The 25,066-nt window shown below is 49.9% G+C and carries 20 protein-coding genes; 5 read left to right on the plus strand and 15 right to left on the minus strand.

Annotated features, from left to right (window positions below):
• The first annotated feature begins 171 nt into the window (after positions 1-171).
• The 3 genes from C6Y40_RS22285 to C6Y40_RS22295 are packed head-to-tail and all read left to right on the plus strand — an operon-like array spanning position 172 to position 3,476.
• Entirely contained in the window at positions 172-2,460 is a 2,289-nt protein-coding gene (locus C6Y40_RS22285) for a penicillin acylase family protein (RefSeq protein WP_105936596.1), read from the plus strand.
• 31 nt (positions 2,461-2,491) lie between these two features.
• Positions 2,492-2,959, plus strand: coding sequence for a Cys-tRNA(Pro) deacylase (gene ybaK, locus C6Y40_RS22290; protein WP_105936597.1), 468 nt, complete (start codon positions 2,492-2,494; stop codon positions 2,957-2,959).
• 16 nt (positions 2,960-2,975) lie between these two features.
• Positions 2,976-3,476 carry a TFIIB-type zinc ribbon-containing protein gene (locus tag C6Y40_RS22295; protein ID WP_105936598.1) on the plus strand — a complete coding sequence of 167 codons (501 nt, stop codon included), beginning with the start codon at positions 2,976-2,978 and terminating at the stop codon, positions 3,474-3,476.
• 4 nt (positions 3,477-3,480) lie between these two features.
• Here the strand turns inward: C6Y40_RS22295 and C6Y40_RS22300 are convergent, their stop codons facing one another.
• From C6Y40_RS22300 to C6Y40_RS22320, 5 genes are all read right to left on the minus strand, one after another.
• Positions 3,481-4,068 (minus strand): hypothetical protein, encoded by a 588-nt coding sequence (locus C6Y40_RS22300; protein WP_105936599.1) that lies wholly within the window; start codon positions 4,066-4,068, stop codon positions 3,481-3,483.
• A gap of 173 nt (positions 4,069-4,241) precedes the next feature.
• Entirely contained in the window at positions 4,242-4,541 is a 300-nt protein-coding gene (ihfA, locus tag C6Y40_RS22305; protein ID WP_073324884.1) for an integration host factor subunit alpha, read from the minus strand.
• 5 nt (positions 4,542-4,546) lie between these two features.
• Positions 4,547-6,934 carry a phenylalanine--tRNA ligase subunit beta gene (pheT, locus tag C6Y40_RS22310; protein ID WP_105936600.1) on the minus strand — a complete coding sequence of 796 codons (2,388 nt, stop codon included), beginning with the start codon at positions 6,932-6,934 and terminating at the stop codon, positions 4,547-4,549.
• Positions 6,935-6,945: 11 nt separating this feature from the next.
• Positions 6,946-7,926 carry a phenylalanine--tRNA ligase subunit alpha gene (pheS, locus tag C6Y40_RS22315; RefSeq protein WP_105936601.1) on the minus strand — a complete coding sequence of 327 codons (981 nt, stop codon included), beginning with the start codon at positions 7,924-7,926 and terminating at the stop codon, positions 6,946-6,948.
• A gap of 217 nt (positions 7,927-8,143) precedes the next feature.
• On the minus strand, positions 8,144-8,683 hold the full coding sequence (locus C6Y40_RS22320) for an isochorismatase family protein (RefSeq protein ID WP_105936602.1): 540 nt from the start codon (positions 8,681-8,683) through the stop codon (positions 8,144-8,146).
• Positions 8,684-9,071: 388 nt separating this feature from the next.
• On the opposite strand from C6Y40_RS22320, the gene C6Y40_RS22325 reads away from it, so the two are divergent.
• Positions 9,072-11,648 (plus strand): TonB-dependent siderophore receptor, encoded by a 2,577-nt coding sequence (locus C6Y40_RS22325; RefSeq protein WP_105936603.1) that lies wholly within the window; start codon positions 9,072-9,074, stop codon positions 11,646-11,648.
• A 51-nt stretch (positions 11,649-11,699) separates the two neighbouring features.
• Here the strand turns inward: C6Y40_RS22325 and C6Y40_RS22330 are convergent, their stop codons facing one another.
• The 3 genes from C6Y40_RS22330 to C6Y40_RS22340 form a co-directional block, all read right to left on the minus strand.
• Positions 11,700-11,891: a CsbD family protein gene (locus C6Y40_RS22330; protein ID WP_105936604.1), complete on the minus strand. Its 192-nt coding sequence runs from the start codon at positions 11,889-11,891 to the stop codon at positions 11,700-11,702.
• A gap of 220 nt (positions 11,892-12,111) precedes the next feature.
• Positions 12,112-15,171: an efflux RND transporter permease subunit gene (locus C6Y40_RS22335; RefSeq protein ID WP_105936605.1), complete on the minus strand. Its 3,060-nt coding sequence runs from the start codon at positions 15,169-15,171 to the stop codon at positions 12,112-12,114.
• Positions 15,172-15,173: 2 nt separating this feature from the next.
• The gene (locus C6Y40_RS22340) at positions 15,174-16,259 is read right to left on the minus strand and encodes an efflux RND transporter periplasmic adaptor subunit (RefSeq protein ID WP_105936606.1); all 1,086 of its coding nucleotides are present in this window, start codon (positions 16,257-16,259) and stop codon (positions 15,174-15,176) included.
• A gap of 101 nt (positions 16,260-16,360) precedes the next feature.
• On the opposite strand from C6Y40_RS22340, the gene C6Y40_RS22345 reads away from it, so the two are divergent.
• Complete coding sequence (locus C6Y40_RS22345) at positions 16,361-17,254, plus strand: LysR family transcriptional regulator (RefSeq protein WP_105936607.1); 894 nt, start codon at positions 16,361-16,363, stop codon at positions 17,252-17,254.
• Between the two features lie 30 nt (positions 17,255-17,284).
• Here C6Y40_RS22345 and C6Y40_RS22350 read toward each other — a convergent pair whose 3' ends face one another.
• The 7 genes from C6Y40_RS22350 to thrS form a co-directional block, all read right to left on the minus strand.
• Positions 17,285-18,949: a hypothetical protein gene (locus C6Y40_RS22350; RefSeq protein WP_105936608.1), complete on the minus strand. Its 1,665-nt coding sequence runs from the start codon at positions 18,947-18,949 to the stop codon at positions 17,285-17,287.
• A 60-nt stretch (positions 18,950-19,009) separates the two neighbouring features.
• Positions 19,010-20,857, minus strand: coding sequence for an alkaline phosphatase PhoX (locus tag C6Y40_RS22355; RefSeq protein ID WP_105936609.1), 1,848 nt, complete (start codon positions 20,855-20,857; stop codon positions 19,010-19,012).
• 279 nt (positions 20,858-21,136) lie between these two features.
• Positions 21,137-21,316 (minus strand): hypothetical protein, encoded by a 180-nt coding sequence (locus C6Y40_RS22360; RefSeq protein WP_105936610.1) that lies wholly within the window; start codon positions 21,314-21,316, stop codon positions 21,137-21,139.
• Positions 21,317-21,542: 226 nt separating this feature from the next.
• Positions 21,543-21,899: a 50S ribosomal protein L20 gene (gene rplT, locus C6Y40_RS22365; RefSeq protein WP_070174515.1), complete on the minus strand. Its 357-nt coding sequence runs from the start codon at positions 21,897-21,899 to the stop codon at positions 21,543-21,545.
• A 16-nt stretch (positions 21,900-21,915) separates the two neighbouring features.
• Positions 21,916-22,113, minus strand: coding sequence for a 50S ribosomal protein L35 (gene rpmI / locus C6Y40_RS22370; RefSeq protein ID WP_012518091.1), 198 nt, complete (start codon positions 22,111-22,113; stop codon positions 21,916-21,918).
• Between the two features lie 119 nt (positions 22,114-22,232).
• Positions 22,233-22,772, minus strand: a complete 540-nt coding sequence (gene infC, locus C6Y40_RS22375) for a translation initiation factor IF-3 (protein WP_105936611.1) — start codon at positions 22,770-22,772, stop codon at positions 22,233-22,235.
• Between the two features lie 132 nt (positions 22,773-22,904).
• A complete protein-coding gene (gene thrS / locus C6Y40_RS22380) occupies positions 22,905-24,821 on the minus strand; it encodes a threonine--tRNA ligase (protein WP_105936612.1) in 1,917 nt (638 codons plus the stop codon).
• Between the last annotated feature and the right edge of the window lie 245 nt (positions 24,822-25,066).

The following is a 25,066-nucleotide window of genomic DNA, read 5'->3' on the forward strand; positions in this document are numbered from 1 at the left end:
TTAGGACGCGGCGACAAACAAAACTACAGGCTTCACAAGTGCCGCACAGCGCAATGGCGCTAACTGCAAACCAGAAACTTTGCCTGAGGCTATTGTGAAGCGCGGGTGATATAAGCCACCAAACTGCCGCCGAAAGGCTTTAAGCATAAGAAAAAACAGGGAGTATTACACGTGTTAAATTGGTTAAAACGGATTACGTTAGGGGTCATCGGCCTACTGGTTATCGCTGTCATGGCGGTTTACTTTACCCTTCGTCAGTCGCTCCCGGCCTTAGACGGTGATCGCATTGTCAGTCAGGTTCAACAACCCGCCACCTTATCGCGCGACGCCCTCGGCCAGGCAATTATTCAGGCCGATTCACGCAAGGAAGCCATGTATTTACTGGGCTTTGCCCACGGCCAGGACCGCTTTTTCCAAATGGATCTGCAGCGACGGGTTGCCGCCGGCGAGCTGTCTGAGTGGCTGGGAAGCATGGCCCTCGATGTCGATAAAACCGGTCGTTTTCACGAATTTCGTCGCCGCGCCAATACCATCTATTCGCAGTTACCTCAGGCGCAAAAGGACATTCTTATCGCTTATACCGAAGGCGTTAATCAGGCGGTCGCTGAACAGTCTGCCCGTCCCTTCGAATACATTCTGACTAACTTTGAGCAGGCCCCCTGGTCACCCCAGGACAGCATCCTGGTGATCCTCAGCATGTACCTCGATTTACAAAGCGGAAATGTGAATCGCGACCTTACCCTCACCGAAATTAAGCATCAGTTTGGCCAGCCCATGGTCGATTTTATTTTGCAGCCGACTCAGTATCAGGCTGCGCTGGATAACAGCCAGCTCAGCGGTGATGTAGAAATTCCATTGCTCAAAACGCGGCCGGCCGCAGTGAGCAACAATACCGCGCAAATGGCCTTTCGCACCGAAATTGGCAGTAACAACTGGATTGTTGGCGGTGCCCTAACCGAAACCGGCGACGCGCTGCTGGCCAGTGATATGCATTTAGGCATGCGCGTACCCATTATCTGGTATCGCGCCCAGCTCAATTATGCGGTGGAGCAATACGATGTGTCGCTTACCGGTGTTACCTTACCCGGCGTGCCTGGCGTCATTGCCGGCACTAATGGTCATATCGCCTGGGGTTTCACCAATGCCTATGTGGATACCGCCGACTGGGTGCTGATTGACCGCAGCGAAGTAACCGCCGTGGATGAAACCATCAGCGTGAAAGGTGAGCCAGAAACTTATCAGCGGCTAACCAGCCAGTATGGCCCGGTTCGTCAGTTAGGTACGCGCTTTTACGCCTTAAAATGGACCGCTCAGGAACCCTACGCGGTTAATCTCATGCTTAACCAGCTAGACACCAGGCTGTCGGTGCTGGAAGCCATTCCGGTAGTCAGAAAGCTTGGCATCCCGGTGCAGAACATTGCGCTTGGCGACACTGCCGGTAACATTGCCTGGATGCCAGCCGGTGCCGTCCCTGGCCGTAAAGTGCCACATAACACGGCCATTACACCACAGCAGCTGGACGGGTTATGGAACGTCGATGAAATGGACCTGCCAGTGGTGATGAACCCGTCATCACATCGTATATGGACTGCTAATTCGAGGGTGATAGGCACTGACGACCTCGCCCGCTTTGGCGACGGTGGTTATGCCCTTGGCGCACGGGCTCAGCAGATCCGCGACCGCCTGTTCGATTATGAACAATTTGACGAACAACGTTTCTATCAAATCCAGCTCGATAATGAAGCCCGTTTTCTGCAGCCCTGGCATGCCCTGCTCCGGCAGTTGTTAAAGCGCAATTCCGGTTACTTTGCAACTGATATTGAAGCACTGGATAACTGGCAAAACTGCGCCTGCGCTGATTCGGTGGGCTACACCCTGGTGAAGCATTTTCGTCGTCAGGTAATAAACACCACATTTGCACCACTTAATGAAGCCCTTAAACCTAAGCATCTGAGTCTGCGGTATGTATCCAGTAACCTCGAACCGGCTATCTGGCAGCTGATTCGCAGTGATAACACCCAGTGGTTACCTGAGGACCATAACGACTGGCAAAGCTATATGCTGAGTCAGTATGAACAGGCGCGCCAACAGTTACTGGATAAACACGGCGCGTCAAAAGACTTATCGACCCTGGCCTGGGGCAAGGTCAATAAGCAAGCCATTACCCATCCTTTTGCCGGGCAGATCCCGGTATTTGGCAAGGCGTTAAACATGCCGGAAATTCCTGGCTATGGCGACACCTTTATCCCAGCGGTTCAGGCCCGCAGTTTTGGGGCTTCCCAACGATTTTTTGTGCGCCCCGGCCAGCTTGATAAAGCGGTATTAACCATTCCGGGCGGGCAGTCCGGTCATCCGCTTTCGGCATTTTACAAAGCCGGTTTCGATGACTATGCCAAGCATCGCATGACCCCACTATTGCCAGGTAAGCCTTTGCATACGCTCACTTTTATGCCAGAGTAAACGACTAACCGGTAATTTGAGAAAGGCCACAATGACCCCTGCAATAAAACTGCTCGAGCGCGGTAAACATGCTCACCAGGTGCTCAGGTATGAGCATGATAAACAGGCCGAGTCCTTCGGCCTGGAAGCGGTTGAAAAACTTTCCCTGGAGGCGCCCACTGTGTTTAAAACCCTGGTGGCCGAACTGGACTCGGGTAAACTCGTGGTCGCTATTGTACCGGTCACCCATCAGTTAAACCTCAAACAACTGGCTAAAGCGGCCGGTGCCAAAAAGGCACAAATGGCGCTACCGGCCAAAGTAGAAAGCACTACCGGTTACGTGCTTGGCGGCGTCAGTCCGTTGGGCCAGAAGAAAGCCTTACCCACATTTATCGACGAAAGCGCAACTCAATTCGAACTGATTTACTGCAGTGCCGGTAAACGCGGGCTGGAAATCGAACTCGCCCCGCAATTACTTGCCAGTCTGACCCGCGCCGCCTTTGCGCCGCTCGCCGCGTAGTTTAGAAAGTCTTTCTATGAAATGCCCGCGAACGCAAAGTGAACTCACCCGCATCAACGTGGGTAAAGTTCCTGTCTTTGTGAGCGAAGCCTGTGGCGGTGTGTTTTTAGAAAACCAGACACTCGCGCTATTTGAATCACCACAGGAAGAGCGCGGCCGCGCACTGGAAACGCATCTGCGCCAGTTTCATCATGCCCTGCCCGCACTGGATGAGCGGGTTAATTGCCCTGCGTGCGATGACACAGTAATGCTTCGCCGTTTTTACAGCCCACTGCATGTGGTGGAAATTGATGAATGCCCTGGCTGCGGTGGCATATGGCTGGACAGCGGCGAATTACCCCAATTACAACAGTTAATCCTTAACCCTAAAGAGCGTGCGCTGCTACGCCAGCAATTAATGAGTGAACACCGTCCTGCAAACATTGAGGGGATGGCGCATTTGCGGGACAGATGGATAAAGCGCAGTGACAAAATAGATAAACTCTTTGAACTGGCCGACTACCTGACACGCTGGTAGTAATTTATTCGTCTTTAGTTACAGGTGCCTCACCTGACTGGCGAAAACGTTCCTGCCACAATGCCTTGGCCTGTTTAATATCTGCCTCGTCTGGGGTTTCTGTGTCGCTAAGCTCACGCGCAATATCCATAATGATGGCATCACGGGCAGCAATCAGCCGGTCTGCCTCAGCAAATAAATCACGGGCTTCGGGGTATTTGTTTTTTAAGGCGTCAATCCCTTTCAGTTCATAATAATGCTGCTCAAAAGCCTCGTTAAACAAAGCGCGTTTAGCATGAAAGACCAGATATTCACGGCCCTTCTCTGAACGGATAAAAGAAATATCCCTATCGGTCAGCTCGGCGGCTTTGGCCACTTCTATGGCTTTTTGTTGCCATAGCTCAATGGCCGCCTGGTCGTCATTTTTTAACGCAGTGGCCATGCCTGCTACCAGATCACTTGCATGCAGAATTTGCTGCCGAAACGCCATTGACGCCAGCTCTGCCTCATCATACTCCGGCGTGACGGGCTCATCAGACCCATTAAACTGCCAGAAAGCGGCCATGGCCAGCAGAATTAAGCCAATAACTACGACGATTTTCTTTGAAAACATAACAACCTGTACAACATATTGGAAAGAAATTGAGAAAGGATACTTTACTACGCCTGAGCACAAAACGTATTGCGCGACTGTACCGCTCTATGTCCCGATGGCTCGGTTAACAGCAATAGTGGTGATAAAAATGACGAGCCGGAAGGTACCGGCCCGCATTTTTGATACGAGGTTTACTCTGTCGGTGGTTTGGAATTTTCCACGCGACTTTTTAACTTCTGACCCGGACGGAATGTCACCACCCGACGCGCTTTAATCGGAATGTCTTCGCCGGTTTTTGGATTACGGCCAGGACGTTCGTTTTTGTCGCGGAGATCAAAGTTACCAAAACCGGATAGTTTCACTTGTTCACCGGATTCCAGTGCGCCTTTGATTTCTTCAAAAAACGCTTCCACTAAATCTTTAGCGTCCTTCTTATTAATACCCAGTTTTTCGAATAAGTGTTCAGCCATTTCGGCTTTGGTTAGTGCCATAAAATTTACTCTCTTAACGCTGCCCCGAATTCCGACTCAAGCCCTTGAATCACTGAATCTACCGCTGCTTGTATTTCCGCATCTTCCAGTGTTTTACCCGGATCCTGCAGGATTAAAGACAATGCCAGGCTCTTTTCACCGTCAGCAATTCCCTGTCCTGTGTACACATCGAACAAGTTTAGGCCAACTAGTTGATTTACGCCAATTTTTTCAACAAATTTTATTATATCGCCTACTTTCACGGTTTGTTTGACCGTAATAGCGATATCACGGCGGTTTGCCGGGTACTTCGAAATCGGCTGTGCCTGAGGTAATTTGCGGTCTGTAAGGGCCGCTAATTCAAGTTCAAACACAAACACTCTTCCGTTAGTGCCCAGTTGCTTACTGAACTGCGGGTGTACCGCGCCCAGCCAGCCAACACATTTATCGTCCAGGTAAATCGCCGCCGACATACCCGGATGCAATGCAGAATGCGTTTCTGTATTAAAAGTGACCGTTTTTTCCTTTCCAGTCAATGCTAAAAGTGCTTCAACGTCTGCTTTTGCATCAAAAAAGTCTACCGGCTTGTCATTAGCATCCCAATGTTCATCATAACGACGACCAGCAACTACCCCTGCCAGCATCGGTTCCTGACGAATGCTGTTAGGTGCTTCTGCATCCGGAACAAACCGCAGGCCGGTTTCAAACAAACGAATACGCTGTTGCTGTCGCTTCTGGTTATATGACGTCGCCTGTAACAGTCCCGGCCATAAACTTACCCGCATAATTGACATGTCCGCCGATATAGGATGTGGCAGCACAAGGCCATTACTCTCAGGGAAAAGTGCATTTTGTATTTTTGGATCGACAAACGAATAGGTAATGGCTTCGTTATAGCCGCGGTTCAGCAATACCGATTTCACTGCATTAACCGATAACTGCTTCTCGGTTGCCGGTATCATCGACAAGGCAGCTACCGGTGCCTGATTAGGAATATTGTTGTACCCGTATACCCGGGCCACTTCTTCGATTAAGTCTTCTTCAATCTCAATGTCAAAGCGATAGCTTGGTGCCGTAGCTACCCAGCCTTCATCGGTTTCTTTGGCATCCAGCCCTAAACGCGCAAGGATTTCGCTCACCGTGTCAGCGGCAATATCAATACCCAGCACCTTAGCTAAGCGCGCTTTGCGCAAAGTCACTTCGGCACGAGTCGGAATATCACTTTCGCTTACCGCTTCAACCACCGGACCGGCTTCACCGCCGCAGATTTCTAAAATCAGCTGGGTAGCGCGCTCCATTGCCGTGGCTTGTAATTGCGGATCCACTCCACGCTCATAGCGGTGTGAGGCATCGGTGTGCAGACCATACTGACGGGCTTTACCCATAATCGCATCCGGGTGGAAAAACGCGCTTTCCAGCAGAATGTCGGTAGTATTTTCGTCGGTACCGGAATGCAGACCACCAAAGATACCAGCCATAGCCAGCGCTTTGTTGTCATCGGCAATTACCAAAGTGTTATCTTTTAGCTCAACTTCGGTTTCATCCAGTAAGGTAAGCTTTTCACCGGCCGTTGCCATGCGAACATTAATACCGCCTTCAATGGCAGCCAGGTTAAACGCATGCATCGGATGACCCAGCTCCAGCAGTACGTAGTTGGTTACGTCGACAATCGGGTCGATACTACGGATACCGCTGCGACGCAGTTTCTCGGTCAGCCAAAGAGGAGAATCAGCTTTTACATTTACGCCTTTAACCACCCGGCCAAGATAGCGCGGGCACGCCTGAGGTGCGCTTAAGCTAATGGCGAGTTTATCTTCAATCGCCGTAGCAACCGGTGCAATAACCGGCTCGCACACATCGGCTTTGTTCAGCACGCCCACTTCGCGGGCAATCCCACGCAGGCCAAGGCAGTCAGCACGGTTAGGGGTAAGGTCAACTTCGATAGTGACATCATCCAGACCAAGGTAATCACGGATGTCTTCACCTACCGGCGCGTCCAGCGGCAATTCAATAATACCGCTGTGGTCGTCACTCACGCCCAGCTCAGAATAGCTGCACAGCATGCCAAACGATGGCTCGCCACGCAGTTTGGCTTTTTTGATTTTAAAATCGCCCGGCAGTACCGCGCCCACTTTGGCAACGGCAACTTTTAAGCCCTGACGACAGTTTGGTGCACCGCAGACGATATCAACCAGTTCATCATCGCCTACGTTAATTTTGGTGACTCGCAGCTTGTCAGCGTTAGGGTGCTGACCACATTCCACTACTTCACCAACCACCACGCCGCTGAATTCACCAGCAACCGGTTCTACACCATCAACTTCCAGACCAGCCATGCTCAATTGTTCGCACAGCTCATCCCGTGATACGGCGGGGTTAACCCACTCTCTTAACCATTTTTCACTGAATTTCATTTTGCTTTGCCTTAATTGAACTGCTTGAGGAACCGAAGATCGTTTTCAAAGAATGCGCGCAGGTCGTTAACGCCGTAACGCAGCATGGTTAAACGCTCTACGCCCATACCAAAGGCAAAGCCGGTGTATTCTTCCGGGTCGATGTTCACCGCCCGCAGTACATTAGGATGCACCATACCGCAGCCCAGAACTTCCAGCCACTGACCGTTTTTGCCCATCACATCCACTTCGGCAGAAGGCTCGGTAAACGGGAAGTAAGACGGACGGAAGCGCACCTGCAACGACTCTTCAAAGAAGTTTTGCAGGAAGTCATGCAGAATACCTTTGAGCTCGGTAAAGCTGACATTCTTATCTACCATCAGGCCTTCTACCTGATGGAACATTGGCGTGTGAGTCTGATCGTAGTCGTTACGATAAACACGGCCTGGCGAGATGATCCGCAGTGGCGGCTTCTCGGCTTCCATGGTACGAATTTGCACGCCAGACGTCTGCGTACGCAGCATGATTTCAGGATTGAAGTAGAAGGTGTCATGGTCGGCACGGGCCGGGTGATTGGCCGGAATATTCAGCGCATCAAAGTTGTGAAAGCTGTCTTCCACTTCCGGGCCGGTTTTTACCGCAAAACCCAGCTCGCCAAAAAACTGTTCGATTCGCGCGATGGTGCGCGACACCGGGTGCAGGTTACCGTTTAACTCGGTACGTCCCGGTAAGGTCACATCAACCGCTTCTTCAGCCAGTTTTTTGTTTAACTCGGCACTGCGCAAGGCGTCGCCTTTGGCGCTGATGGCCTGCTGAATTTCTTGTTTGGCTACGTTAATTTTTTGTCCGGCAAGAGGACGCTCTTCGGCCGACAACTGCCCTAACCCTTTTAACAGGTCGGTCAGTTTGCCTTTTTTGCCCATGAACTCAACTCTAACCTGGTCGAGCGTTGCTGCGTCACTGGCAGCGTCAATCTGCGCTTTGGCCTGACTGACTATCGCTTCAAGCTCCATGATTTCCCCAACTTGGTACTTAATATGCTGCTAACACCCACCGCTGTTATTGCCCTGTGCGGGACAGCCGCAGCAGCGGGTAAATAAAAGGCCGTTATTTTACACAAAGGATAAAAGCCGCGGCTACCCTAACAAGCTGATTTCAGCAAATAAAATCAAAAAAAGCGGGAAATGGGGCGAAAACCACCCTATCCGGCGATTTTTTTGCTCTGTCAGGCTACTTTATTAACGGGAGTATCGATTTAAACTGCTCCGTGTCAGCCCTTTCAAGCAATTCGAATAAGGCCATTTCCACCCCGGTGAGCTGTGCCCCGGCGCCCTGCATTTTTTGTAGCGCCAGTTGTTTGTTGGCCGGGTTGCGGGATGACACGCAATCACCGAGCAAGTGCACCTGTTTGCCACTGGCCAGTAAATCGATCACGGTCTGATACACACAGATATGCGCTTCAATGCCGCACACCAGCCATTGTGAGCGATTCAGAGCCTTAACCTGCTGGTCAATACTTTCGGTGCGAAGTGCGCTAAAGGTGGCTTTTGCAAAGGCTTCTCCGGCAGGAATAAACTGATTCAGCTCCTCTACCGTGGCCCCGAGTTTATCGGGTAACTGCTCCACAAACAGCACCGGGATGCCCAGGGTTTGCATGGCTCTGATCATGGTGGCTATTGAGTCAATCATGGCGTCGCTGTTGTCGACCAATCTTGCCAGTTTGCCCTGCACATCAATAACGATAAGGCCGGTTTCCTGCTGTACTAACACAAGCTACTCCTGTTTGATAAAGACGCTCTGACTATAGCAAATAACCACCTGAATGTATTAATACCAACCTGTATGACTCAACTGGTTACTGGTCGCAATTTCTTGTTTGTTTATCGTGCATAGCGGCTTTTTTTTGGTGCAAAACCGTGCAGATTGCTTTACGACGACCGCTTTTGTCACCTTAATTCCGTGAGCACCTCAAAAAAATATCATGCCATTCTAAAACAACATAAAATCCTGAAATATATAGTTTTTATTTCAATTTCATGGAATTTGCATTAATTGTATTACTTTATACTTTTGACTAATTAAGACCAAGTGGTCAGGTTTTGGCACGCGATATGCTCTGCCGTGGCGGGACTTTTCCATAACACTCACAGGGAATTCTATGAAGCACACCTATTCGTTTAACCCCATCGCGGCCGGTATTGCGTTATTTTTTCTTAGCAGCCAGTTCTCCGCTTACGCTCAGGAAGCATCCGAGGTCAGTGAAGCTGACGTTGAAAAAATCGATGTTCTGGGTAAAAAAACAGACTACTACTCGATTATGCCGGATGGCGAAAACAGCAGCGCATTTGGTTTGGGCAAAAGCCTGTATGAAACGCCGCGCTCCATTACCGAAATCAGTGAAGATTTGGTCGACAAATTTGCTCTGCGTAGCGTGGATGATCTGGTTCGTCTTACTCCTGGCGCATTCACCAGTTCGTTTTTTGGCATTAAAGGTGCCATGGATATTCGCGGCGAGCCCGCCGATAACTATTTCCGGGGCTTTCGCCGAATAGCTAACCCCGGCGCGTTCAATACCATTGTTCGCGGTGCTGAAAAGCTCGAAGTCATGCGTGGGCCGGTTTCACCGTTATACGGTAGCGGTAGTGTGGGCGGACAGCTTAACTATACCCCTAAATCGGCCAAGGTTGGCGGCAGTAAATACATCGATGAAGTCACCGGTGAACTGTCGGTTACCGTAGGTTCTTATAATCAGCGGATCATTTCCGGTAGTCTTGGTATTCCACTGGAAATCGGTGGTAAGTACGGCGGATTGCAACTGTTTGCTGAAGTGGAAGATTCTGAGTCTTACTTTGACGGCTACGAGCCTTCGAGCGAACTCATTCAGGCCGCCGTTGACTTTGATTTGTCTGACAATACCACCTTACAGTTTGGCCTGCAGTATCAAACCACCGACAGTATTCAGGTACCAGGCTGGAACCGGGTTACTCAGGATTTAATTGATAACGGCACTTATATTACCGGGGCGGCTCCTGTTCGTAACTCCGACAACCCTGTTGGTGCCGATACCCTGTTACCTCAGGAATCTTCTTTTATTGCGCCTTTTGCGCCGAGCTTCCTCAACAACGCATTCAGCAACGTAAACAGTTGGTGTACGGCGGCAGATGCCGGTAGCGGCAACGCGATGTATAACGGCTTTGCAGTGAGCTGTGCCGGTGGCTTTGGAAACTTTTTAGCCGACCGCACGCTCGACAACCCTTATGCACTAACCGATGTTGGCACGGCACAAATTGATCATCAGACGACCTTCATCGACGATAATGACTATGCCGATACCACGGCAGTAACCGCTTATTTTGATATTACCCACGAATTTGACAGCGGCACGGTATGGAAAAACGAAGCGTTTTACGACTACATGGATCACACCAAGTATCAAAGCTGGGGCTTTACCGCTTATTACCCGGATGCTTATTTGTATGAATTGCGCAGCAGCCTGACCTTCGAATACGAGGGCGATAGCTTTATGGCTAACAGCATTGTCGGCGTTAATTATCGTTATGAAGAGCTCGATAATTACGCCGCGTGGATGGATGAAACCTTCGACTTTCGCGATATTATTGTTGGGCCAACGGCTAACGACCGGATCTCCCCGGCATCATTCGATCCATACCAGAATGCCACTTTACTGTATGACGCCGACGGCAACGTCACCGGCGTGGAAGGTACACTAACCCGTAATTTCAACGAAGTACATCTGTCTAAAACCGCTAACGCAGGCACCTTCTTCCTGACCGACGTAACCTACGGCAACCTCAACCTTTTGCTGGGAGCCCGTTACGACTACTTTGATGTGGAGTCTGAAAATGGCTGGGTAGCTTACTTAGGTGATCCCCAGGGTAACGGCGTGATCTCAGGCAGTGATACCGCGTTCAGCTTTAATACCAGCTTGTCATACAATGCCGATGGTATCATTCCTTACGTGACCTACTCAGAGTCGAACTCTCTGAGTACCAACCAGCTGGGCGGGATCATTCCAACCACCATTGAAAACAGCCAGTATATTCAGGAGTCGACCCTGCAGGAAATCGGGGTGAAGTTGAACCTGCTGGATAACCGCCTGTATACCGCTATCGCCTGGTACGATCAGGACAAAACCTACCGTGACAGCCAGACCGGTGCCCTGGTTGCCGTGTACGGAGATGGTCTGGAGTTTGAAATGCGCGCGCTGGTGAATGAAAACCTGTCGATACTGGCAACCGCTACCCATACCAATACCGAAGAAGTCAGTAACGGTGCACTGGCAGTTATCAACGGTGCTGACTTTGCCGCTCAGAATGGCTTGAACCCGGAAGATGTGTATGGTGGCCGGATTGCGGGTCCCCGTTCGGCATTTGTGGGCATGAACACCCGTATGGAACGCGGCGGTTTACCAGATAATATTGTCAGTATTTATGGTACCTGGGCTCAGGAACTCGGCGAGGGTGATGTGACCGGTAGCCTGGGTCTTACCTGGGTAGATGAAACTTACACCGACATTATGCAAACGGTAATGTTACCCAGTTATAGCATTGTAAATGGCTCGGTCAGTTATGCACAGGGTCCTTTCACCGGACTGCTGCAGGTTAACAACCTGCTGGATGAGGAATATTACACTTCAGCAGATTTGTTTGACTCTGTGGTCGTTAAGCCCTCAGCCGGCCGCACCTTCTCGCTAACGCTAACTTACGCTTTCTAAGCGCAGCTTAGCCGACCAAAAAAAGCCCCGGCGTTTGCCGGGGCGCTTGTATTAGCTGTTCAGCGAATCAAATTCCTGACGCGCCTTGTCTCGGCTCATGCCATATTTTTCCTGCATTTTGCCGTAGAACTCTTCGAAGTTCCCTTCCATTTGCTCCACTTCGTCATCGGTAAGTTTACCCCACTTCTGCTTTACTTTACCGGTTAACTGATTCCACTTACCTTTCGCAATATCGGTATTCATGTCTTGCTCCTTGTCTATGAAAAATTGCGCAAGCGTTGAAAAACTGATGCGCGTATGAAAACAACACAAGAACTAATGCGAGAGTTGTACCAACAATTAAATTTATATATTTCAACATATTAAGAATTACGGTAACAAGAATGAAACCATCATAGAAAACTCTTACAGGCTGTTAGTGCAAGAGTTACAAGGCAGGTTGCGAATGCAACCTGCCGGCTGGCTATTTTTGAATTTTAAACACCAGACTGTAGAGCACCGGTACAAACACCAGCGTCAGCAACGTGGCAAAGCCTAATCCAAACATGATCACCACCGCCATGCTGGCAAAGAAGTCATCAAATAACAGCGGGATCATCCCCAGGATGGTGGTAATCGCCGCCATACAAACCGGTCTCACCCGACTGAGTGTAGCGTTAAACAGCGCAGAGTAAGGCGCTTTGCCCTCTTCCAGTTCCAGCTTCACCTGCTCAACTAAGACAATACCGTTTTTGATGATCATGCCCGACAGGCTCAAAAAGCCCAGCAAAGCCATAAAGCCAAAAGGTGCACCGGTGATCAGCAACCCATAGCTAACGCCAATCAATGCCAGCGGAATACAGGCCCAGATAATGCCGGCAATGCGGGCGGAAGCAAACAGCAGCACTGTGGTAATAAACATGATGAGATAACCTATCGGTAACGAACCAAAAATGGCTTTCTGTGCTTTACTGGAGGCTTCAAACTCACCGCCCCACTCCAGTTCATAGCCATCCGGTAATGGGATCGCTTCTATCTTGCCCCGCACCCGGGAGAACAGTTTAGCCGCGGTTTCATTGCCCAGAATATCGTGATCGGCCATAACCGTTAACGTGCGCTTGCGGTCGCGACGCATGATGATGGGATCTTCCCAACTGACAGCAAAGCGTTTTACCACCTGCGTAACCGGAATATACTGCTGGGCCGTGGCCGAATAGATCTGCAGGTTTTCCAGGTTATCGGCGGTTAAGCGCTCCTGCGGCGGTGGCCGGCTGATAATCGGCAGTAAATCCGTGCCATCGCGGTACACGCCTATTTGTGCGCCGGAAAAACTGGTTAACAGCAGATTATCCAGATCGGCTTTACTGATACCCACCCGGCGGGCCGCCGCTTCGTTAAAGACAGGACGGATCACTTTTGTTTGCTGACGCCAGTTATCGCGAATATTACGCGTTCCGCTATCGGCAGCGAGAATTGCTTTAGTTTCCTCTGCCAGACGGCGTAGCTCGGCGGGCTCCGGCCCACTGAAGCGCGCTTCAATCTTAGCATCGGTGGAAGGACCAATTTCCAGCCGTTTGATCTTATAAAAGACTTCGCTGAATTCCGTTTCCATATAATCGCGCAAACGCGGCAACTGAGCTTCCAACGCCTCGCCATCGCGCATCCGGATCACCAGTTGTGAATAGGTCGCATAGCTTTTCTCGGTCTGGTAAGTGAGCATAAAGCGAGTCAGGCCCTGTCCGACCGTCGAAGTGACTTCTTCCACGCCATCTTCGTTTAACAGGTGTTGTTCGATATGATTAATTTTCTCAGCATTCACGCGAATGTCGGTACCGGCCTTATGCCAGATATCCACCAGAAACATAGGCGTGGTGGACGGCGGGAAAAACGACTGTTTAACGCTGCCAAAGGCAATCACCGCACTGACCAGCAAGGCCACCATGGCCACTACAGTCACCACCCGAAACTTAAGCGCTACATGCAGAATGGTGCTGAATACGTCAAAAATAAGACCATTGTAGAGCTCTTCGCTGCCTTTAAGTTCATCTTCGCCGGCGTTATCGGCATCTTTAAACAGCAACGAGGCAAAAAATGGCGTGAGGGTAATGGCGGTCACCCAGCTTAGCAATAAGCTGACAAACAATACCCAGAACAAACTACCGGCGAATTCACCAGTGGCATCACTCGATAGCCCGATAGGCGCAAAGGCAATAATTGCAATGACTGTGGCCCCCAAAAGCGGCCACATATTCTGACTCACCACGTAAGAGGCCGCCTGGGCTTTGCTGTAGCCCCTTTTCATGGCGATGAGTATGCCTTCGGTCACCACAATGGCGTTATCCACTAGCATCCCCAGCGCAATGATCAGCGCGCCCAGCGATATACGCTGGAGGTTGATTTCCATTTGCTGCATAAAGATAAAGCTGCCGAGCACGGTTAACAGCAGGATAAGGCCAATCAGCAGGCCGGATTTAACGCCCATGAAAAGCAGCAGCACGACTATTACAATGCCAACGGCCTCGGCCAGGTTAAGAATAAACCCCTGCACCGAGTTATCCACTTCGATGGGCTGATTGTAGATAAAGCTGGTTTGCATCCCGACCGGGCGCATATATTCAAGCTCGTCGAGCCGTTGCATAATGCGCTCGCCCACATCCACTACGTTAACGCCATCGGCAAAGGATATGCCTAGCAACAGGGACTGCTCACCGTTGTAATGGATAAGATTCGACGGCACTTCTTCGTAGCCGCGGTAAATACGCGCTACGTCACCTAAGTAAATGCGCTCTGAGGCGCCGGTCTGGCTAATCAGCAGGTTTTCCAGCTCCTGTACGGATTCAAATTCGCCGGTAGGATTGATACGGATGTACTCGTCACCAATTTTGACCTTACCCGCATTTGAGACCTGGTTCTGGCTCACCAGCAACGCGCTGATGCGGCTGGGGCTTATCCCCAGTGAGGCAATCTGTGAACGAGCAATTTCAACAAACACCTGCTCCTGTTGCTCACCCTGCACGGTGACCTTGCCAACGCCGTCCACCAGGATCAACTCCCGCTTAAGGTAATCCACATAATCGTTGATATCCTTGTATTGGTACCCTTCCCCGTTGATGGCTATCAACATACCGTACACATCGGCAAAATCATCCATGACCCTGGGTGGGTAAACGCCGGATGGCAGAGATGGCGTAAGGTCGTTTATTTTACGACGCATCTCTTCCCAAATCCCGCGCAACGCCTCTTTGCGGTAGATGCTTTTCATTTCTACGGTAATTTGCGACTGGCCCGCCGTAGAAATCGACGTGATATTGTCGACGTATGGTAATTCCTGAATGGCGTTTTCGATGGGGTACGTCACTTCCTCTTCAACCTGAGTAGGCGAAGCTCCGGGATACTGGGTGATCACCATGGCTTTTTTAATGGTGAACTGAGGATCTTCGAGTCTGCCCAGGCCAAAAAAGGCAACAGTACCGCCAATGAGCAGGATCAGCGTGACCAGCCAGCTCGTGGTGCGGTTTTTAACAAAATATCCGGCAATGTTCACCCTTACAGCCCCCGCTCTTTATGCCAGACCCGAATGGTTTCACCAGCCTTTAAGCGGTGCACGCCAGCGGCCACAATTTGCTCGCCATTTTGTAATCCGCCGGTTACCACAAAACCATCGTCGGTGATACTACCTAAGGTAACGGCGCGTTTTTCCAGTTGGTTACTGTTATTCACCACAAACACGTAGCTCTGCTCGCTTGCGCCGGTGCCATCTGAAAAAATGGCCGCGGCGGGCACGTTCCAGCCGCCGTTTTTCACTTTCATGATCTGATCGAGTTGCGCTCGGACAGTCGCCGACATGCCGGGAAACACATTAAAGGTTTCCGGGCGAGCCAGCTGAAATACCACTTTGTAAGTATTAGTCGCGGCATCAGCGTCGGTATCGTATTCTTTTAGCTTGGCTCGGAATACCTGGTCGGGGTGAGTATCAAAGCGAACCTCCGGCTGATACTGACTGTCTTTATCCACATTCGACAACATGTCTTCGGGAATCTGCACAGCAACATCCACGACGGTATTTTTCTGCAACGAAAAGACCGGTTGCTGGGCGGTGATGCTTTCGTAATTTTCTACAAAGCGCTGTGCAACCTGACCAGCAAAGGGCGCGTGTAATTCGGTATAGGCGAGGTTTGTCCTGGCCGACTTTAATGTCGCCTCGGCTACTTTTAGCTGCGCCTGCGCTTCGTCAAAACCGGCCTTAGAAGCCAGTTGTTTATCAAGCAGGGTTTTAGCGCGATCAAACTGCACCTTGGCCAAATCGTAATTGGCTTTAGCCTGATCCACGGCTATCTGATAATCAGTGGGATCCAGTGTGGCCATGGTATCGCCGGTTTCAACATGCTGACCGGCAGTGACATACAGTGAGTTGAGCTCACCTGACACGCGAAAAGCCAGTGTTGCTTCCTCACTGGCTTCAACCACCGCAGGAAACTCTCGGTAACCACCGCGGTCCACACTACTTAAGGTAATGGTTTTCACCAGTTTATCATTTTGGTTTTCGGCGGCGGTGGTTTGTGCTTCACCACTGCAACCGGTAATCGCAATTAACAGCGCAGCAGCGACCAGGCTGCTGCGAGTCAGACTCATGAAGTTCACTTAATCTCTCCTGATATTAGGCACTGGCAATATACGCCAACTTAAACCAAAATTATATTTAATCTATTTTACTAAAAACTTAAACTTAATTTATGACACTAGAGCAATTACGCATGTTTGTTACTGTTGCTGAGCATGGCAGTATCGCCAGAGCGGCTGAAATACTGCACAAAACCCAGCCGGCTTTATCCATTGCTATCAAACGTTTTCAGGAGGAATTACAGCTTTCCTTGCTGAAAAAAAGCGCCAACCGTTTGCAATTGACCGCTGACGGCCAACGTTTATTGCCCCATTGCCGTTACCTGTTACGTCAGGAAAAGGATATCGGCACACTTGCTTCTCATTTAAAACAGGGCCATGAGAGTAAAATCGAATTCGCTTTTGATACTATATGCCAGCAGGACAGTTTTTTCGACGCCATCATCACCACCCAACAAGGATTTCCGCAAACCGAGTTATATCTTTCGGCGGTGCAGCGCTTAGGAGCGATTCAGCGACTCATCGATGGTACGGCGGATATCGCGGTCTCCCCTTGGACCCATTCGTTTCACGAACTGGCCAGCTTTGAAACCCAGCCCTTCGGCCGCTTCGAAGTGGTAGCCGTTATCCACCAGCGACTGCTCAAAGAGTTTAACCGCTTGCCCACGTCCTCCAGTCAGCTCAGGGACATCCCGTTACTGATGCCACAGTCTTTTGATATTGATCTGAATATTGAAAAAGTCATGGGCGTGGTGCCAAGCTCAACCATTCGAACCAACGATACAACCACCCAGAAGGGCCTGTTATTGCGCGGGGCTGGCTGGGGTTATATTCCGCACAATACCATTACCGAAGAACTGCAAGCGGGCACGCTGATACAACTGGTATTGGATGATGTGACCTCATCCATTCGTGGCGAGATAAACCTGGTAAGGGAAAAGAAACGCCCCCGGGGGCCAGTGGCGACGTTTTTATGGCAGGCATTAACGGCTATGGCTACATCTTAACCGGCCGTTAAGCCGGTTAAGCATTACTGATTAACGGTTATCAGCCACCTTGCTTTCATTCCCGGCAAACCAGTCGAGGCGCATATCCCAGTGATAGCGATGTTCCGGTAACAACGGCGGTTGTTCGGCATCGATTTCGCTCAATACGTTAGTCGCTTCGGTGATGGTGGCATCACGGCCAAACAGGTAGCTCTGCTCCTTCACGATGGTCTGATAAGCTTTGTTCAGCGCCAGGGCTCGTTCCGGGCTTGGTGTGATAAGCTCGTACACCGAGTTGGCCTGTTTTACTTTTGCTTCGTTTAGCTTACCTTCTGCGTTAAACCAGCGTGCCAGCATTTCGGCGTTCTGGCGGAATTCATCACCGCCTCCAACACGCCTCATGTAGGTGAGAAATTCACCTTCCTGCTCATTGATATTGGGCACGTCGTCAATTTCGTGCAGATTGATGTAACCCCAGCCTTTGGCTCCAGGCACCTTGCGGGCAAAGGAGAAAGTCTGATCAAAGGTTGAGCCCACGGTTTTATGACAGCCATTACAGAAAGCCAGCTCCTGTTCATGCTGCGGGCGCAGTTGCCCCTGTTTATCCTCAATATAAGCATTCAGTGTCCAGCCAAAGCCGTTATCAATGCCCTTTTCCTCGCCCAGATAACGCGTTTGCGGAAGCTTTTCAAACGCTTTGTCTTTGGCTTCCGCATAATAAGCCGAGGCCAGACTCTCTTTGCTGCGAAACAGTGATTTTTGCATGTAGCGCACTTCTTTCATGCGCGGTGCATTGTAAATTTGCCCCTCGTCATCCACCCCAATATAACGCACGGTGTGCAATAGCTCTGTGCCCTGCGGATACAGCTGATAGCTGAGTTCAATACTGCTGGCATCGCCAACATAATGACTTTGACGCTGAATGTGAGTGACTGCCTCACTGAGCGCGCCGTCGCCATTTAAATCCATGCCGATAGTCTGTTCATTGAGTGGTGGCACCGCCAGGCTATTCACATCTTTAAGAGCCATTTCCAGCAGTGTCAGGTTGGCCAGATACACATCTTCACTATACTCGCCCTGACGCTGCTGAAACGCGGCGGGTAAACGGATCATAGCATCACCGGTTGAGCCGTTAGTGGGCCAGAACGTACTTGGGAAAGGCTTGTAGTTATACGCCACCCAGCCGCTGCCATCATTAGCAATACCATGCTCACCAAAGGCTTCATCGGGGTAACTGAGTTGCTTGATCTGCATCTCATCCGGTAAGCCATTGGCGGTGCTGGCGGTGTAATTATCTTCGCCGATATAATCCAGAATCGTTTCATCACTGATGTCGGCAATCAGCTCGCGGCGGTCCACAAACAGGTTTTTCCAGCTGTTCGTTAGTCCTACATCCGAAAATTCGTAATTGCCCTGCAAGGTACCATCGCCCATCTGGTTGGGCCGGTTCTCGCTTTTATCGTAACTCTGGTGGCAGGCGTAACAGGGGTTATTCTGGCCGTTGGTTTTGGTATAGCACTGCGGCGGAATAACCGACTCAGGGTTATACACCTCATTGTGCTCCATGTACGCCAGTGCGGGGATGTCATCCCCTTCTGAATAGGGATAAACCGTATCTTGCGCGCTATTATGTAGCGCGCTTTCGTCGTTACAGGCACTGATAAGCATGGTGCTCAGCAGTGTTAGCAGTGATAGTGATATCGATGTTTTTTTCATAGTTTTATAAACGCAAAAATCCGGGTGCCAGGCACCCGGACAAATTGGAAAGGGTGTTACTTACTTCTGAGCTGGCTCATACATCCACAGGGTGTTGTTTTCCTGGAAGCCGTCTTCGCCAATCAGAATGCGGCCATCGTTCATTACGATAACGTTATCCGGCTGAGACAGCTGATCCACGTCACAACGCTCTGCACCAGTCAGGCTCGAACGGTAAGTAGAACCCATTACCACAGGCTCAATGCGAGAGATATTGTAATTCTCGCCAAGGCGGGCACGGTATACACCACCACAGTCTTTAACCCGGGTAGACAACTGCATGTCACCTTCACCGTCAACCATGGTGTTATCGATGTCGGCAATGCCGATATACAGGTAAGCATCAGTAACGATTTCACCTTCGATAGTATCTACACCCTCAACGGCTTCCTGAGCGCGCTTCTGATTGATTGAAATACCTTCCAGCTTACGCCATTCTGCCGTTGCGCCCATGGCTTTCGCCGCCGCACGTGACTCAAGGAACGCCACACGGTCATCCATTGGCTGACCGGCAGTCACTTTACCACCGCCGTTGGCTACGGTTGGATAAGTCGCATCGCCGTTGGCCCAGGCGGCAACATCAGCCAGCGTGATATAAGAGCTTTCGCCATCAACATAATCGTCGGTGCCGATACCATTGTACTCATCAATCCAGGCACGGATGGTCAGGTTGTCGCCACTGGCCAGCTCTACCCACTCAACATCAAAGCCAGTGGTAGCCGGATCGTTCTGGCCCACATCCTGAGTCAGTTTCGCACCATATAAGGTACCGGCGCTTAAATCTTCAGCTACATCAGCAACAAACTTGAACAGCACGCCGCCGGTATCGTCCTGAGACAGATACACAGTGCGGCCATCAGGCATTACCGTTGAGTTTTCGTGCTCATAACGGCCCATCGCAAAGTGCTTCACAATCACCGGCTCGTCGGCAGCAGGCTCAGTGACTTCAGCAATGTAACCATAGTTATACGGGTTTGGTACATCTGGTGCGGTCATTTCCCACATGCGGCCGATACGTGCGTTGGTAGCCACTTCATTGGGATCATTCCAGCTGGCATCAGTGGTGCTGTCGACAGTTGAATCAACTACCCACTCTTCTGATGTCAGTGGTGTACCCCACGGTGACATTGAACCAAAGCAGTTAGCGGCGGTGCCCCATACTGGTGAGAAGTCGAGCATCATGACATCGGTAACTGTCCACATGCCCTGTTCATCACGTTCGATCTGCATACGGCTCATGCCACCTGGCAGCTCTTCCCAGTTAGAAAACAGGAAGCCCTGGCCATCGCCCGTTGGCAGGAAGCCGTTAAAGTCAGGCATATCGTTTTCCAGCACCAACGTTCCGCCATCAAGGGTATAGATGTGGCCCAGACCTTCAGGCAGATCACCGTTGTAAGTGTCACCAGTCTGACCTAACACCTGATACTGACCAATCGCAGTGGTGACCAGTTGCTTTTCTTCTTCCGATGCTGGTACCGGTGAATCCGGTAAAGTAGCTGGCAGATTATTAAAGTTAACGCCGGCTAGTACACCTACAGTACCGGTATTGATTGGCATGCTGTTAATGCTGTTAGTAGCAGTATTGGTGCCCGACGGGTGCTGCACGTTAAAGAACAGATCGCCCTCGTCAGTCAAAAAGATACCGGTGACTTCAGCACCCAGTGGTACGGTAGCGATACGGGTTAATTTACCTACAGAATCGCCGCTCTCTCCCTGCGGGCCTTGTTCGCCTGGTGCGCCCTGTGGGCCTTCAGCACCCGTTGCGCCATCAACACCGTCATCACCGTCCAGTGAACAAGCTGATAACCCCATTGCAATGGCAAGCGCCAGCGCAGAGTAACGAATACCGCGAAATAGTTCTTTTTGCATTATTTTTTCCATCTTGTGTGTGCATGAATACAGCGGCCTGAGTGCTGTACCCGGATTAAATTTGCGCGCATAGCTTGAACACAAGGTGTGAAAATGCGGTGAAAGCCACATGACAAATAGGTGAAGGTTTTATTAATACAATATAATAATCAGCAAGTTAGAAAAGCGTTGCGGTGATAAGACAGGCCAGCAGCCATGCAGCAACCACCTCTTTTGAGCAGCGGTTAGTGCGCCTGTGCTTTTTCGTAAGAAAGCGATTTTTAATTGCGGGCTTAAAAACTACGCGGCCTGCCTGACGGCATTAAAGCCTTCAATAAAGCCACTGATAAATTCAGGAGCAGCCAGCCCGATTAGCAGGCATAAGGCAGATATCAGCATCATATTGCGGTTGTTTTTTCTGTAGCCCAGGGTCATTAAGACGATAAAGAGAATAAGGCCGGTAATTTCCAGATAGACCATGGTTAAATCCTTCTAACTTATAGTGATAGTACGGCAAGCCGCGTACCAGACAATTTGATCGCTGTTATTGCAGTGGCCAGCTTCTATATAGCTGAAGTGCTAGTATTGCCGGTTTTGATTTTTGTGGTCAAGTGTACCAGCTGTGGAATCTTCATTGCAGAAACGAAAAACGGCGAGCATCCTGCTCGCCGTTTTCCGAAAGAACTTAAACTTAATTAGTTAATAATTAAGCTAATGCGCCTTTAGCCGCGTCGACTAATGCGCTGAAAGCCGCTTTGTCATGAACTGCGATGTCGGCAAGGATCTTACGATCGATTTCGACAGACGCTTTTTTCAGACCGTTAATGAAACGGCTGTATGACATACCGTTTTGACGAGCCGCAGCATTGATACGTGCAATCCACAGTTGACGGAATTGACGCTTACGCTGACGACGATCACGATAAGCATATTGACCAGCTTTAGTTACAGCCTGTACCGCTACGCGATAAACGCGTGAACGAGCACCGTAATAACCTTTAGCTTGTTTTAAAACTTTTTTGTGACGTGCACGTGCAATAGTGCCGCGTTTAACTCTTGCCATTATTCAGTCTCCTCGATTAAACGTAAGGCAGCATGCGCTGAACTAATTTAGTATCAGAGTCATGAACCAGTTTTTTGCCACGCAGGTGACGTTTACGCTTAGAGCTCTTCTTAGTCAGAATGTGACGTAAGTGAGACTGTTTGCTTTTAAAGCGGCCTGAGCCCGTTTTCTTGAAACGTTTGGCAGCACCACTAACAGTTTTCATTTTAGGCATTGCTAAAACTCCGCATTGTTTAGGGTGGCTAATTATCGGTGTGCAGTCACCTTTATAGCCAGTTAATGTTTGCAGCAGGGTGTTTTGGGGTGCAGATTCCCAAAAACTTTAAACCACTACTACTTCTTAATTGGAGCGAGCACCATGATCATCTGACGGCCTTCCACACGACGTGGGAAAGACTCGCAGTTAGCAATGTCTTCCAAATCGCCTTTAACACGGTTTAAAAGTTCAATGCCAATCTCTTGGTGAGCCATTTCACGTCCGCGGAAACGGATCGTGACTTTGGCTTTATCGCCACCTTCCAGAAAGCGACGCAGGTTGCGCAGTTTTACCTGGTAATCGCCTTCATCAGTGCCAGGGCGAAATTTAATCTCCTTGACCTGAATTTGCTTCTGTTTTTTCTTTTGCTCTTTCTGAGCCTTCGATTTTTCGAAGAGGAACTTGCCGTAGTCCATAACTTTACAGACTGGCGGCTCAGCGTTCGGACTAATTTCAACAAGATCTAAACTTGCTGCTTCGGCAGAACTCATTGCTTCATTTATCGAAACAACGCCTACCTGGCTTCCATCAGCGCCAATTAAGCGCACTTCTCTTGCAGTAATTTCATCGTTAATCCGGGCTTTATCACCCTGAGCCTTATTGTTAGCGCCTTTAATGTGCTATTCCTCCAACTACTTTAATCTTTACCTGATTCCCTGTTTTCAACAAATTATATGGAAATCAGACACTTGCTTATTTGCATAGTACAACGACAGCCACGCTGCATAATTAGATGCGCGAGTATACCGTTATTTGATGATTTTTCCAGCGATTTCTTCACCCGCCAGCGTAATAAAGTCTTGTAAAGGCATACTGCCTAAATCTTCACCACGACGAGAACGCACGGCAACCTTGCCTGCTTCCATTTCTTTATCGCCAACCACCAGCATATAAGGTACGCGTTTTAGCGTATGTTCACGAATTTTAAAGCCAATCTTCTCATTTCTCAAGTCGGTCTTCACTCTAAAGCCCTGAGCTTGCAGTGAATCAACCACCTGTTGAGCATATTCGGCCTGGTTATCGGTAATGTTCATCACTACCATTTGCTTGGGTGCCAGCCATAACGGGAAGAACCCGGCATACTCTTCAGTAAGAATACCGATGAAACGCTCCAGCGAGCCCAGTACCGCACGGTGAATCATAACCGGTACTTTACGCTCACCGTCTTCTGCCACGTACGACGAACCTAAGCGGCCTGGCATGGAGAAGTCAGCCTGCACGGTACCACACTGCCAAGCGCGGTCCAGACAGTCATACAGGGTAAACTCGATTTTCGGGCCGTAGAACGCGCCCTCACCCGGTAAGTATTTAAATTCAATATTTTTGCTGTGCAGTGCGTCGGCCAGGGCTTTTTCAGCTTTGTCCCAGATTTCGTCACTACCCACTCGTTTTTCCGGACGGGTCGACAATTTAACTTCGATTTTTTCAAAGCCGAATGTGCCGTAGGCATCATAAATCATGTCGATACAGTTACACACTTCATCGAGCATCTGTTCTTCGGTACAGAAAATATGCGCGTCGTCCTGGGTAAAGCCGCGTACCCGCATTAAGCCGTGCAGAGCACCGGATGGTTCGTTACGGTGACAACAGCCAAACTCAGCCATACGTAATGGCAGATCCCGATAAGACTTAAGGCCTTGGTTAAAGATTTGCACGTGACCCGGGCAGTTCATAGGCTTAATGGCATACTCACGCTTTTCTGATTCGGTGGTGAACATGTTGTCAGCGTACTTGTCCCAGTGTCCGGATTTTTCCCACAGGGTGCGGTCCATCATTAATGGTCCTTTCACCTCATCGTAGGCGTACTTACGCAGCATATCGCGCACGAACTTTTCCAGCTCGGTATAGATAGACCAGCCATCGTTGTGCCAGAACACCATACCCGGTGCTTCTTCCTGCCAATGGAACAGATCCAGCGTTTTACCGATTTTACGGTGATCGCGCTTTTCTGCTTCTTCCAGACGTGTCAGGTAAGCTTTTAACTGTTTCTTATCTGCCCAGGCTGTACCGTAAACCCGTTGCAGCATTTTGTTGTCGCTTTTGCCACGCCAGTAAGCACCGGCCACTTTCATCAGTTTAAAGTGATGGCAAAACTTCATGTTTGGTACGTGAGGACCGCGACACATATCCACGTATTCTTCGTGATGATACAGGCCTGGCTTGTCATCCTGGCTGATGTTTTCATCCAGAATTTCAATTTTGTAAGGTTCATGGCGCTCTACAAACGCATCACGGGCTTCCTGCCAGCTAACGGTTTTCTTAACTACGTCGTAGTTAGTCTTAGCCAGTTCCAGCATGCGCTTTTCAAGCTGCTGAATATCTTCCTGGGTCAGCGAGTGCTCCATATCCACGTCGTAGTAAAAGCCGTTGTCGATGACCGGACCAATGGCCATTTTAACATCCGGATAGAGCTGTTTGATTGCATGCCCTAATAAGTGCGCGCAGCTGTGACGAACGATTTCCAGACCTTCTTCGTCTTTAACGGTGAGGATCTGTAAGTCTGCATCGTGTTCAATGATATCAACCGCGTCAACCAGTTCACCATTCACTTTACCGGCAACGGTGGCTTTAGCCAGACCAGGACCGATATCGTTGGCAACATCTAAAACTGAGACAGGGTTATCGAAGGAGCGCTTGCTTCCGTCAGGAAGAGTAATAACTGGCATGAAATATCCTTACAGTGGTGACACCTACTCTGTGCCACTTGTGTTAACGTCTGATGTGAAAATACCGCCGACCGCGGCTAAGGGTAAGTTCCCAATTAGGCTCGGATTATAACCATTGAGACGCCACATGCAATGACTGAGTGACCGGTTTGGCGGTGATTTAACCCCGCGCCGTGATTTCGCCGTTTTTTTCACCGGTATTTTACCTTTGCGGGCAGCGCTGCACCGAAAAAATGCTTTCAGTG

The organism is Marisediminitalea alba (genome assembly GCF_002993365.1).
Lineage (GTDB): Bacteria > Pseudomonadota > Gammaproteobacteria > Enterobacterales > Alteromonadaceae > Alteromonas > Alteromonas alba.

Coding starts and splice junctions, on each gene's coding strand:
- ybaK (WP_105936597.1), top strand. CDS start 2,492: ATGACCCCTGCAATAAAACTGCTCGAGCGCGGTAAACATGCTCACCAG.
- C6Y40_RS22295 (WP_105936598.1), top strand. CDS start 2,976: ATGAAATGCCCGCGAACGCAAAGTGAACTCACCCGCATCAACGTGGGT.
- C6Y40_RS22300 (WP_105936599.1), bottom strand. CDS start 4,068: ATGTTTTCAAAGAAAATCGTCGTAGTTATTGGCTTAATTCTGCTGGCC.
- ihfA (WP_073324884.1), bottom strand. CDS start 4,541: ATGGCACTAACCAAAGCCGAAATGGCTGAACACTTATTCGAAAAACTG.
- pheT (WP_105936600.1), bottom strand. CDS start 6,934: ATGAAATTCAGTGAAAAATGGTTAAGAGAGTGGGTTAACCCCGCCGTA.
- pheS (WP_105936601.1), bottom strand. CDS start 7,926: ATGGAGCTTGAAGCGATAGTCAGTCAGGCCAAAGCGCAGATTGACGCT.
- C6Y40_RS22325 (WP_105936603.1), top strand. CDS start 9,072: ATGAAGCACACCTATTCGTTTAACCCCATCGCGGCCGGTATTGCGTTA.
- C6Y40_RS22330 (WP_105936604.1), bottom strand. CDS start 11,891: ATGAATACCGATATTGCGAAAGGTAAGTGGAATCAGTTAACCGGTAAA.
- C6Y40_RS22340 (WP_105936606.1), bottom strand. CDS start 16,259: ATGAGTCTGACTCGCAGCAGCCTGGTCGCTGCTGCGCTGTTAATTGCG.
- C6Y40_RS22345 (WP_105936607.1), top strand. CDS start 16,361: ATGACACTAGAGCAATTACGCATGTTTGTTACTGTTGCTGAGCATGGC.
- C6Y40_RS22350 (WP_105936608.1), bottom strand. CDS start 18,949: ATGAAAAAAACATCGATATCACTATCACTGCTAACACTGCTGAGCACC.
- C6Y40_RS22355 (WP_105936609.1), bottom strand. CDS start 20,857: ATGCAAAAAGAACTATTTCGCGGTATTCGTTACTCTGCGCTGGCGCTT.
- C6Y40_RS22360 (WP_105936610.1), bottom strand. CDS start 21,316: ATGGTCTATCTGGAAATTACCGGCCTTATTCTCTTTATCGTCTTAATG.
- rplT (WP_070174515.1), bottom strand. CDS start 21,899: ATGGCAAGAGTTAAACGCGGCACTATTGCACGTGCACGTCACAAAAAA.
- rpmI (WP_012518091.1), bottom strand. CDS start 22,113: ATGCCTAAAATGAAAACTGTTAGTGGTGCTGCCAAACGTTTCAAGAAA.
- thrS (WP_105936612.1), bottom strand. CDS start 24,821: ATGCCAGTTATTACTCTTCCTGACGGAAGCAAGCGCTCCTTCGATAAC.